The organism is Dysgonomonas sp. ZJ709 (assembly GCF_011039195.1).
In the GTDB taxonomy this organism is placed as follows: domain Bacteria; phylum Bacteroidota; class Bacteroidia; order Bacteroidales; family Dysgonomonadaceae; genus Dysgonomonas.
The window spans coordinates 1-12,672 of record NZ_JAAKEM010000029.1; the positions used below are offsets into that span (position 1 = coordinate 1).

The 12,672-nt window shown below is 40.4% G+C and carries 8 protein-coding genes; 7 read left to right on the forward strand and 1 reads right to left on the reverse strand.

Annotated elements, in window-relative coordinates; translation table 11 throughout:
* Positions 1-346: 346 nt before the first annotated feature.
* Positions 347-895, reverse strand: coding sequence for a helix-turn-helix domain-containing protein (locus G7Y56_RS15245; protein ID WP_165044816.1), 549 nt, complete (start codon positions 893-895; stop codon positions 347-349).
* Between the two features lie 702 nt (positions 896-1,597).
* Here G7Y56_RS15245 and G7Y56_RS15250 point away from each other — a divergent pair.
* The 7 genes from G7Y56_RS15250 (at position 1,598) to G7Y56_RS15280 (ending at position 12,669) form a co-directional block, all read left to right on the forward strand.
* The gene (locus G7Y56_RS15250; protein WP_165044818.1) at positions 1,598-2,179 is read left to right on the forward strand and encodes an RNA polymerase sigma factor; all 582 of its coding nucleotides are present in this window, start codon (positions 1,598-1,600) and stop codon (positions 2,177-2,179) included.
* 256 nt (positions 2,180-2,435) lie between these two features.
* Complete coding sequence (locus tag G7Y56_RS15255) at positions 2,436-3,425, forward strand: FecR family protein (protein WP_165044820.1); 990 nt, start codon at positions 2,436-2,438, stop codon at positions 3,423-3,425.
* Between the two features lie 207 nt (positions 3,426-3,632).
* Positions 3,633-7,088, forward strand: a complete 3,456-nt coding sequence (locus G7Y56_RS15260) for a TonB-dependent receptor (protein WP_165044822.1) — start codon at positions 3,633-3,635, stop codon at positions 7,086-7,088.
* Positions 7,089-7,199: 111 nt separating this feature from the next.
* On the forward strand, positions 7,200-8,588 hold the full coding sequence (locus tag G7Y56_RS15265; RefSeq protein ID WP_165044824.1) for a RagB/SusD family nutrient uptake outer membrane protein: 1,389 nt from the start codon (positions 7,200-7,202) through the stop codon (positions 8,586-8,588).
* Positions 8,589-8,607: 19 nt separating this feature from the next.
* The gene (locus G7Y56_RS15270) at positions 8,608-10,587 is read left to right on the forward strand and encodes a PQQ-binding-like beta-propeller repeat protein (protein ID WP_165044826.1); all 1,980 of its coding nucleotides are present in this window, start codon (positions 8,608-8,610) and stop codon (positions 10,585-10,587) included.
* A 129-nt stretch (positions 10,588-10,716) separates the two neighbouring features.
* Positions 10,717-11,625 carry a sugar phosphate isomerase/epimerase gene (locus G7Y56_RS15275; protein ID WP_165044828.1) on the forward strand — a complete coding sequence of 303 codons (909 nt, stop codon included), beginning with the start codon at positions 10,717-10,719 and terminating at the stop codon, positions 11,623-11,625.
* Positions 11,626-11,628: 3 nt separating this feature from the next.
* Complete coding sequence (locus tag G7Y56_RS15280) at positions 11,629-12,669, forward strand: MBL fold metallo-hydrolase (protein WP_165044830.1); 1,041 nt, start codon at positions 11,629-11,631, stop codon at positions 12,667-12,669.
* Positions 12,670-12,672: the final 3 nt, after the last annotated feature.

Below are 12,672 nucleotides of genomic sequence, written 5' to 3' on the forward strand. Positions count from 1 at the left end.
AGGAATTTATAATGTTAATATTTGTTAGTAAAATGCAGGGCTTTATTAGAAGCTCTAGCGGATTTTACTTAACCGGTGGTATACTTTTCAATTATTTTAGTGGACTACTTTTCAATTATATTATACATGCTGACTGAAGGGATGATCGGTTACAGCGGTTTTTACCTGAATCTGAAAGCAAAATGTACAAATCCGATGCCGCTTGAAAAACAGATGTCTCGAAAAAAGGAGAAAGTAGCCTAGTGAATAAGCATTTATAAATAGTAATAACTTCGTGAATTTAGAGTAATAAAAAAGACAGACATTATGAAGTGTCTGTCTTTTTTAAGGTTATATTTGGTTGTATCTATAAATTTTTGCCTGATTTTAACTTATCGAGTTCTTTTTGAACACGGGCTAAATCAGATTCTAGCATTTTGTTTTTCGTAATTTCGAAATTTAAATCTTTGGTAACTAATTTAATAACCTTCTCATGAACCTTACTTAAATCCTCACAAAGCTTTGAATATTTAGGATCAATACTATAATTATATGTGTTGTTGTTTTCTTGATTGTTCGCAATATAGTCATTTAAATTATGATTATTGTTACTTGCTGTATCGCTATTAGTCATTGACGGAGAAAATGTATTATTCTCCAAAACATATTTTTCTACCATATCATCAGGTTGCACTTTTTTGAAAAATTCAATAGGAAGCTGAAATATATTAGCTATCTGCACAAGAGTTTTATCATCTATCGTTTCTTCCTGCTCCAGAATATGAATACCTTTTATGGTTGTATTTAACAAGATGGCAAGTTCATCTTGATTTTTACCAAAAAATGTTCTTGCTCTTCTTACATTCTGTCCGTGATGAGCTTTTTTTTCTTTTCTTTTTACTGTATCTGTTTCCATGGCGTTGTCTTTTTTGTTCAATTCGAGTTGATCATTTCAAATTGCTATAAAAATAGCATATTTTATTTCAACGTTTATTATTAATCCTACAAATTTAATTAAAAAAAGTGATAAAATAATAGGATGCTGCAATTAAAAAGCTGATAATCAACGAAAATAATTTACCGAAAAAGCTAATAATTTACCGAAACATATACATAGATTTGTTTCAGATAAATCATAACCATTATCAAAATACATATATAAACCTAATATATAGAAAACACTATTTATATCAAGAGAAGAGAACAACTATACCAACTTAAACTTACCTAGAGGCGTAGCTAAATTCGGGTTTCATACACATTGTGATATAAACAGAATCTATATTACTTAATTTCGATCAATATTTAAGTTGAAGAATATATTCCCAATTATTTATTAATTTGAAAACTGAATAGTTAGGGTGCAAACAAAGATGATAATGAATGGTATTACAATCCATACTTTATAAGTCTGGGTTTTCCCAATACGCATAAAATAAGAGTATAAATTTATTTGATTACGATGTTCACTATATTCACGGATGTTACAACCGGACACGAAGTGAGAAGATCAGCCTTATTAAGTATTCATAAAAACATAACAAAACCTTTATTAACCTGTAATAATTACTGATTTTCTTCGCAGCTTACTATTAGACGAAATTTGAGAATAGAACTCATGCAAAATGATAAAACAACATATGAACGGGAACTGATCCTCCGTCTGATGAATGACGATCAGGCAGCATTTCAGGGATTATACCTTCTTTACCGGAAGCGTATATTTTCTACGGTCTATGGTTTTATCCGCAATAAAGAATTTGCCGAAGACATCTATCAGGAGACCTTTACTACCATCTGGCAAAACAGGAATTCTTTGAATCCCGATACCAATTTCTCCTCGTTTATTTATACTATCGTGCGTAATAAGGTATTCGACTATCTTAGAAGTATTTCAAAATACGAGCGTTTACCCGAAAGCTTTCTATCTCACACGGCAGATGACAGTGCAGATATACTGGAACAGTTAAAAGCTACTGAATTACAGGATTTGCTTAACGAAGAATTAAAAAAGCTGAACAAACAGCAACGCTGTGTATTTAATATGAGCAGAGAGCAAAATCTTTCATATATTGAAATAGCCGATCATTTAGGCATTTCGGTTTATCGCGTAAATTACCTGCTCAGCGGAGCATTAAAATCCATCCGTTATAATTTAAGCAGGTACGGCATACTGTCAGTTCTTTGGTTATTATTCTAATTTCCTGTATGTTTATTCTCAACATATAATCTTTTTCAGCCTTTCCTCCCCCTGACAACTTCAATTAATAATATGTTGACAAAACATAGTATAATTCTGGCATTTCTTTTTTAATTTGTATTCTGATATATAATTGATAAATGAAGTAAAGTAACAACTTGAATTGTTAAAACAGGTTAATGTTTCACTTGTTACCCTGAACCCTTCGTATATCTTATAAGCAGGGCTATTAAATCTAAAACTGAAAGAATGAATTATGAATGATAAGGAACTACCCGAATACATCAAACGTTTTTTGAGCGGCCAATGTTCGGAAGAAGATTTACGACAAGTTATGCAGGATGTGCAGGAAAACAAAAATCTGGAGATCTATAACGATTATCTCAAAAAGAATTGGCTGGACAGCCTCGATCTTGAAAATACCGCAGAAGAAGAGCAAATCTATAATGAAGAATCCACCCGGTTACTGCAAAAATTAACCCGTAAGCGAACAGTTTTTCAACGACTTAAACCTGTTATAGCCATTGCCGCTTCCATTCTGGTTTTATTGGGAGTGGTTTATGGCAGTCTCAAATATAAGTCGTTCAATCAAATCTGGCAGGTTGACTATGCTGAAATACAAACAGGTGTAGGCGAAACACGTACTGTTACTCTTGCTGACGGAACTCAGGTAACACTCAATGCCTGTTCAAAACTTGTATATCCCGGACAGTTTTTAGAAGACGAGCGCAAGGTTGAGTTAACCGGACAAGCGTTTTTCAAAGTGGCAAGAAACGAAGACAAACCGTTTATAGTGCATACCGACAGGTTTAATGTTAAGGTGCTTGGTACGGAGTTTGATGTCAGAGCGTACACCGAAGATGAAATCCTTTCTGTAAATGTCGAAAGCGGCAAGGTACAGGTCGATATGCCGGAAGCAATGACACGTCTTGTCGCCAATGAAAAACTAATTATAAATACCCTGAATAACAATTACTATAAAGAAACGGGGTCGGGTAATGTAGCCGTCTGGCGTTCCGGAAATCTGCTATTTAAAAAGACTCCGCTAAAGGAAGTCGCCAAAGAACTGGAACGGGTTTACAAATGTAAGATTACATTCAAAGAAGGACAGTCATTCGATAATCTCATTTCAGGGGAGCACAGCAACAAGAGCCTCGAATCGGTGCTTGAATCCCTCGAATACACATCAGCAATATATTATACACGGAAGACTGATACAGATGAGATCATGCTCTATAAAAAATAAAATTCTTTTATCCCAAATCTAAATAACTGAACCATGAAAACAATCAAAAAAAACCCACCCACATAGCCGGAAACAAAGAAGGAGCATTCCCGAAAGAACGCTCCCCGTTTTTTGTCGCAGATCATTTGTTACCAAATCGCAAAAAAAGGCTAAATGAACTGTAACCGTATCTTAATAATTTTTCAATTATCAAAACATCATAAAAATATGAATTTTTATTTAACAATCAAGACAAAAAGTTTACCAAAGTGTAAATTTTTATTCCTGCTGCTTGTTTTCTTATTCTGCAATATATGCCCCCATGCCTATGCACAGCAGGTTAAAAGCGGCAAAATTACCTTAAATGCCAAAAACGAATCCGTTACGACTGTCTTCAATAAAATCTCCCAATCTTCCGGTTATACGTTTTTCTATGATGAAAGCGTTCTTGAAAATATACCTACGTTAACCATTAGTTTTTCAAATGCTGATGTACAAGAAGCACTTAAGAAGCTTACTAGTATAACGGGTCTGGAGTTTGTAATCAAAGAGAAAACAATTTCAGTTATCAAAAAGAAAACTACGGTTGCCAACGAGGTCAAACAATCAAAAAAAACAGTCACCGGAGTTATTACCGATGCAGGCGGAGAACCCATTATCGGAGCATCCGTTACAGTCAAAGGAGAAAAGACAGGAACTGTCACCGATGTAGACGGTAAATTCAACCTTTCAGTACCATCCGAGGGTGTACTTGTTATTACCTATATCGGCTTCTTACCACAGGAAATCACGATAGGAAACAGAACCCGATTGGATATTACATTGCTCGAAGATAATAAACTGCTGAATGAAGTGGTAGTGATCGGTTATGGAGTGCAAAACCGCAGGGACGTTTCCACATCCATATCTTCAGTCAAAGCCGAACAGCTTGAAAATATGCCTGTAACCGATTTCAGACAATCACTAGCCGGAACAATGGCGGGAGTACAGGTATTGCAAACCAGCGGCGATCCCGAAGGCAAGGTCAGCATCCGTGTACGTGGTATCAGTACGGCAACCGCAGGTAATGAACCATTGTATGTCATTGACGGTGTACCTGTGGAACGGGGATTTATGAATATGAATAACAACGATATCGAATCCATAGAAGTACTTAAAGACGCTTCTTCCGCAGCCATCTATGGTAGCCGTGGAGCGAACGGTGTTATCCTGATCACCACAAAAAAAGGGCAATCCGAAAAACTGACAGTGCAGTACGATACCTTTTTGGGAACACAGCGTGTTTCGAGAAAAATACCGATGCTGAACGCTTACCAATACGCAGAACTATCGAGGGACGCACACAACAATGCCTATCTGGATGAAGTACCCGGAGCATCGCCCGATGATCCCAACAGTAAGAGGCCACAGCCTTACCACCGTATACCGCCTGAACTCTTTCCTTATCTGAACGGCGAACAGGGATTAACCGATACCGACTGGCAGGATGCTATTTTCCGTACCGCACCCATGATCAATCACAATATCTCTTTTTCAGGAAAAGGCAAAAATGTCAATTATTTCACTTCCGCCAATTATTACAAACAGGAAGGTGTGGTCATCAATTCCGATTTTGAACGTTACAGTATGCGACTTAATCTGGACGGCAAATTCAATAAATTCAGGTTCGGAGTCAACTTTGCCCCCACCTATTCCCATTCCAACAGGGTAAATACTTCGGGTCAATACACAGATGAAGGAGTTGTGGCATCCGCTTTATCAATGAGTCCCACCTGGCCTGTCTATAATCCCGACGGCAGCTATAACTTTCAGGGTAACGGCTATTGGCGGATAGGTACGGATTATCAGCACAATGAGGTATTAAACCCTGTGGCAATCGCCAACCTCCAGAAAGATCAGGTAGACCGTATTTCCTTACTGGGCAAGACATTCGTCGAATACGAATTCTTTAAAGGATTTACCTATAATATATCGTTAGGGGGAGATTTTTACGGAGCTTATAATGAGAAATTCCGTTCGTCGGAACTACCGCTTCGAGGCTATCAGTATCTGGATGCCAAATCAAACCCTGTAGGCAGCAGCAGTTCTTCGTTTTACTACAATTGGGTATTCGAGAATAAATTCAACTATAATACTGTAATCAAAGAAAACCACAGTATCAATGCCGTTTTTGTACAGTCGGCACAAAAAGAAACCTTCAAGGGTAATTTTGTGGAAGCTACCGATTACCCGAACGACTATATCCAGACTGTTTCGGGCGGTACGGTCAGTAAAGGAAGCTCACAAACCGAACAATGGTCGCTGGCATCTTATCTGGCAAGGGTACAATACAGCTATAAAGGCAGATATATGGCTTCCGCTGCTCTCAGGACTGACGGATCATCACGCTTCGGTAAGAATAATCGTTGGGGCTATTTCCCATCGGCATCTGCCGCTTGGCGTATCAGTGACGAAGGATTCTTCAAAAAAGTTAAATTTCTCAGCAAGGTGGAGGATTTTAAATTAAGAACCAGTTACGGAGTTACAGGTAATTTCCAGATCGGCAATTACGAACACATGGCAACCCTCAAATCGGACGATTATATACTGGGTTCAGGTAACGGAATCCTGTCACCGGGTTATACCCCTTCCAATATCGAGAATCCCGATCTGGGATGGGAACAGACATCAATGGTCAATATAGGCTTCGATGTGACCATGTTCAAAGGATTACTCGGTCTATCAGTGGAATACTATAACAGTGATACCAAAGATTTATTGCTTAATGTACCTGTTCCACATATCACAGGACACAGCACCGCATTGATGAATATAGGAAAAGTAAATAACCGGGGTTGGGAAATTTTGCTGACCTCGCAAAAACAGTTTAAAGATTTCCGTTACAGCGTCTCGGCAAACTACGCTAAAAATACGAATGAGGTTAAAGCACTCGGACCGGGTAATGCTCCGATCATAGCAACAGGAAGTGTCAACCATGCTTATTATATCACTCAAGTCGGTCAACCTATCGGTAGCTACTATTTACTTGTACAGGACGGTATTTTTTCAAATAGCCAGCAACTGAAAGAATACCCGCATTTCGATTCCACACGCCCCGGAGATTTCCGCTTTGTGGATGTGGACGGCGACGGTGTTCTGGATGTCGATAAAGACCGCACCATTGTAGGTAACTATATGCCGGATTTCACCTATGGGTTTAACGGCACACTTGGGTATAAGAGCTTTGATCTGTCTTTTAATTTCCAAGGGGTTTACGGCAACGAGATACTGAACCTGAGCCGCCGCTACAATGATAATATGGAAGGAAATTTCAACGGAACGGTACTGGCTTTGGACAGATGGCAAAGTGAAGAGAATCCCGGTTCGGGAGAGGTCAACAGGGCTAACCGCAAGACAAAAGGCAATAACGGACGTACCTCCACATGGCATATAGAAGACGGTTCATATTTACGCCTTCAGAATCTGGCAATCGGTTATACTCTCCCCCGAAAACTAATTAACCGTATTTCAGCGGATAAACTACGGTTTTATGTTTCAGCTCAAAACTTGTTTACAATAACAAACTATTCGGGTTACAATCCGGAGGTAAGTAACCGTCCGGACAATGCGTTAACACCGGGAGAAGATTACGGAACATATCCGCTTGCCCGTACTTTTACCTTTGGGCTGAACCTTACTTTTTAAGGTCGCAGACCTTTTTGTTGCTTTGGTTGGGCATAACAACGCAAGACAGTTATGTTGATAAAACATCGCATTAAATATTTAACGCTACTTAAATCATAAAAGATTATCACAATGAAAAAGTATAGTATATTATTTGTAACACTATTGCTGCTGGCAACTTCCTGCTCAGACAGTTTTTTCGACCTGAATCCGAGCAATAGTATCGTCAAGAAAGAATTTTATATAACCGCATCCGATTTTAATCTGGCGACAGTCGCCTGTTACTCCAAATTACAGTCGCAGGTGCATTTTTATACCGAATGCAGTGAGTACCGCAGCGATAACCTCGCCCTGAGTGCCCCGACAACAGGAACACAGGACAGGTATGATATCGACCAGTTTCTGGTAACGGCATCCAACGGCATACTGGAGGATTACTGGGCTAACTTTAACAACGGTGTTTTCCGCTGCAACTCGGTATTAGACCAGATAGACGGTGCTGATTTTGATGAAAAACTCAAAAAGCAATACAAGGGAGAAGCCCTGTTTATACGGGCACTTACCTATTTTAATATGTACCGGACATGGGGTGGTGTACCCACAACAACGAAAGTAGTATCTGTCAGTGAATCGCTTCAGATCGGACGTAGTTCCGATGAGCAGATGTATGAGCTTATCGCAGGCGATCTGAAAAATATTATTGACGGACAACTCTTACCCGATTCTTATACAGGGAATGATATCGGGCGTGCAACTTCGGGTGCTGCACTGACCTTATTGGGCAAAGTACACCTGACATTCAGCAAATGGGATGAAGCAAGGAATACGCTTAGTCAGGTCATCGGTAAATACGAACTGCTTACCGATCCTGCAAAAGTATTCGATGTGAATAACAAGATGAACAGGGAAATTATCTTTGCCGTTCGTTTCAACAAGGATATAGTCGGCGAAGGCCATACTATGTGGCACACGACCAATAATCCGCTGGAAGCAGAAAATCCTTCACCCATTTTAATTAAGGCCTATGCGGATAATGATTTAAGAAAACCGCTTATCTCGTATGTCAAATCGGGGAATCAGTATGTTATCAAGAAGTTTTTTGATGAGATAAACCCGTCTACCAATACAGTCGGTAACGACCAGATTCTGCTTCGTTATGCCGATGTGCTGTTAATGTATGCAGAGGCTTTGAATGAGATTGCTTATAATTCATCTGTAACATCTCCGGCTTTCGAATCGTTGAATCAGGTACGTAAACGTGCGGGGCTGTCCCCTGTCGATAATACGGTAGTAACCGATAAGACAAGTTTCCGTAAGGCTGTTATGGCAGAACGCCAGTTAGAGTTTCCTTACGAGGGACACCGCTGGTTTGACATCGTGCGTATGGGCTTTGCAAAAGAAGTAATGCTCAAAGCCGGGCACACCGTTCAGGATTACCAATACCTGTACCCGATACCAAAAACTGCACTGGAGCGTATCAACAACACTTCGCTTTTGTGGCAGAACACGGGATATAAATAATCATAATAAGTAAACATCTATGAAAAAAATAGTATATGCTGTAATAATTACAGTACTCACACTGCTGTGTGCCTGTGAGAACGATTTACCGAAAGCAAATTTCGATATGAAGGAACTTTCCGAACTCAATGCGACAGCCACAGACATGGAGGTCAGCCTCAGTTGGAAGCCTATGGAGGGTACAACACCGACAGGTTACTATATATCGTGGGAGTCCGGCAGTGCGACCGTTAGCGGGGGAGAGAAGAATGTCGGTTCCGATCTACAGAATGTATTAATCGACGGACTGACAAACGGTATATCCTACAAATTTTCGGTACAGCCTGTATACGCAGATCAGGGACGGGGTGGAAAGATATCAGCGATAGCCAAACCCACTTCGACAAGAATAGCGGCAACTAACTTTATTGCCGCAGCAGGGGATAAAAAAGTAAGGCTCAAATGGACAAAACCCGACAGCGAAAACCTGACCGGATATAAACTCCTTGCTTCGCCCGGAACCGAGCCTGTTACCATATCTAAAGATGTAACATCTTATGAAGTTACCGATCTGACAAATGATACTGAATACAGTTTTTCTCTTGTCTGTGTCTATGCTCACGGACTATCGGATGTAGTGGAAGCAAAAGCCACACCCGGTATTGTCCTGCCTGTCATAGTAGCAAATACTACTTTGACTCTGAATGAAACCTGTACTTTTAATTACAATGAAATGTATTTTGTGATGGGTACGGTACAGTCGGTTAAGTGGGATTTTGGCGATGGGAATACCTCGAATGAGAATCAGCCGCAGCATTCCTTTTCAGCATCAGGTAGCTATACCGTAAAAGTAACTGTCACCTATACAGACGGCACATCGGAAAGCGGGACTATTGTTATGACAGTTTCGGGTTACGGCTGGTCTGTAACCGAGATTAAATTCGGGGAATTTTCGGGTTATGTCAAAGTTTCAAATGTAGTGTTCTCTCCCGATGGAAAAACCGCTTATATACCTACCTCTACTCCTAACGGGCACTTATTTGCGATAGATGTCGCCGGCGGAAATGTAAAATGGGCATCCCGGATTGCAACTGTCACCTACGCAGGCGGTGCTTTGGTCGATGCAAACGGTATTATCTACCAATGCGGTACGGATAAGAAGGTGTATGCCATTAATCCTACCGACGGGAGCAAGAAATGGACGTGCGATGTGGACGGTGTAATCGGTGCTTTCCCCGCTTTAGGGGATGGTGTTATCTATTGTGCCACCAACAGCGGAACGGTCTATGCAATCAATACGGCTTCGGGATCGGTAAGCTGGAGCAAATCGGTCGATGGTACGGGCAGTGCAGTAGCTGCCGATGCTTCGGGTAATGTGTATGTCGGAACAAGCAGTGCCGTCTACAAGTTCAATACCACAGGAACACAGCAATGGAAAACAGGATCAGCCCTGAATGTAACCGAGCGTGGAGCTTTTGCCATCAACGGCACAACACTTTATGCTACCTTGAAATCAGGTGCAGGGCTTACAGCCATAGATATGAATAGCGGCACTATAAAATGGACGTATGCCAATGCAGGAGGCAGTGATGCCTACTTCCCGATAATCGGAACAGACGGAACGATATATTTCAATGAAAAAGGAGGTACTTATAAAAAGGTATATGCCATAAATGCCAACGGTTCATTGAAATGGGATAAGGATTTGGGAGCGGCAATGACTTATTGCGGACTAGTCCTTGCCGATAACGGTATGATTTATTGTGCCACACAAGCTAAAACAGGGAATGTATATAAGGTCTACGGATTAAACACCATGAATGGAAACATCGGTTTTACCTATGACAGCGAACAGCAGATTATGGCAGGGGCAACCATCGGTAACGATAAGCGGCTTTATATAGGCACTATCGGAGCGAACAATATCGGATCGTTGATGGCTATACCTATTGAAGCCGGACCTCAAACCTCTTCATGGAGTGTCAGAGGCGGTAATATCTACGGAACCAACAGGAAATAAAGCCTTAGCCCCTCTTAATCTCCCCTAAGGGGAGAAATAGCTCCCGAAGCCAAGGTTTGGGGATGCTTAATGTGTATCATTAATAAGTGGATAGTTTAATCTATCCACTTATTTAAAACAAATTCCATCATGCTAAATAAGATATTATATTTAGGCTATATTTTTATAGCCCTTCCCTTTGTATTATCCGCTCAGGAAATTTCGATAGGCACAACGACAGCCTTATGGCAGAACCCGACAGCGACATCTATGGCAGAAGCAAAGCAAGCCGGTTTCGATTATATTGAAGTCGCCATAAACCAATTCTACCGCAATCTACCGCCACAAGAAGTAAAACCCCGGATATATGAATTTAAAGAGAGAATAGACAGTGCAGGTATAAAAGTCTGGTCTGTTCATTTACCGTTTTCAAAGACACTGGATATTTCAGTGCCTGATGATTCATTGCGAAAAAAGAACATTGAATTTATGGCCGGAATTATAGAGTTGTGTGCCGGTTTTAAACCGGAAAAACTCGTTCTTCATCCAAGTTCCGAACCTATTGAGGATAATCAGAGGGAACAGCGGATAGCAAACTCGATTCAATCCATCAATTACTTACGAGCCTATGCCGACAAAATCGGGGCACAACTGTGTATCGAGAACTTGCCCCGTACCTGTCTGGGAAATACCCCCGATGAGTTGCTGCGTATAGTCTGTGACTTTCCCGAAGTGGGTATTTGTTTTGATACCAACCATTATCTGACAGGTAGCCCTTTTGAATTTATTGAAAAAGCAGGTAGCAGGATTTCAACGATACACGTTTCAGACTATGACGGTATTAACGAGTGCCACTGGATTCCCAGGCAGGGAGTGATCGATTGGGGTAAGATGCTTTTTGATCTGAAAAAAAGCGGATACCGGGGTGTGTTTATGTTTGAAACCACTAAAGACCATGAACTGGGTCAGCGTGCTACATCTGAACGCTTAATCGAAAGTTATAAGTTGATAAAAGAACAGTATACCGATTATGAAAAAACATCAAATTTTAAAAAGTAAATTATGAAAAAGAAGATAACTTATATGTTGTTCCTCTTTGTCTTTTCCATAACCCTATTTAGTTGTGGAGATAAAAACGAAGAACCGGATGATCCGAATCCGGGAGGAAAGAATATTCAAAAAGAAGTGCAGGATTTAGCAAACAGTCTTTGGAGCACATCCTCCGTAAATCCGTCAGATAGCAAACGAAAGTCTTGTTTCGATAAGGTTCAGGGCTATGCCGATCTGTGTCAGGCAAGCTATTTTAAAAACTATCTCAGCAGCCTGTCTGCTGCTGCCGACAACTCTGAGAAATACGATCCTATCCTTGCATTCTACCGGATATCGTTCGATAAGGTTTTGGAAGAAATAAAAACAACACAGGTGTCCGAAGGAAGTGCCGTTATCTGGCAGGTTTATAATATGGGTTACGTTGTTAAAACACCTTCGGGTTGTTTTGCAATCGATATTTCACATAAGTATGCCGCTAAATTAGCTCCATATATTGACTTCCTGTGTGTAACCCATAACCATTCGGATCATTACAGTGCCGAACTTAATCAGGCGATGTTCGATGCGGGTAAACCTGTATTGTCTAATTATCTGAAAGCGGGAGAAAATTACCTGTATACATCGACAAGGGCAACAGATTATACCATCGGTAAATTTCGTATTACTACCAATATGAACGATCATAACAGTACACTGACCAATTTTGTAACCACTTATCAGATAAACTGCGGAGACGACACGGGAAATTTCGTTCTGATGCACGTCGGGGATTCCAATTACAAGGCTTCTCAATATTCCATTAAAGAAAATGTGGATGTAATGATTATCCGTTATGCACCGAATGCTGAAACGGAAAACAATGTAATCGGTAAAACATTGACTCCCATAAATGTACTGATGTCGCATATTATGGAACTGGCTCATGCCGGGGTTGATGAATCCCGTTGGACGCTTGAACAGGGTTTGGAACGTGCATCTAAAATTAATTACGAACAAACGTATATGCCTTTCTGGGGAGAAAAACTAGTCTGGAGTAAAAGTAAACTACACTAATTA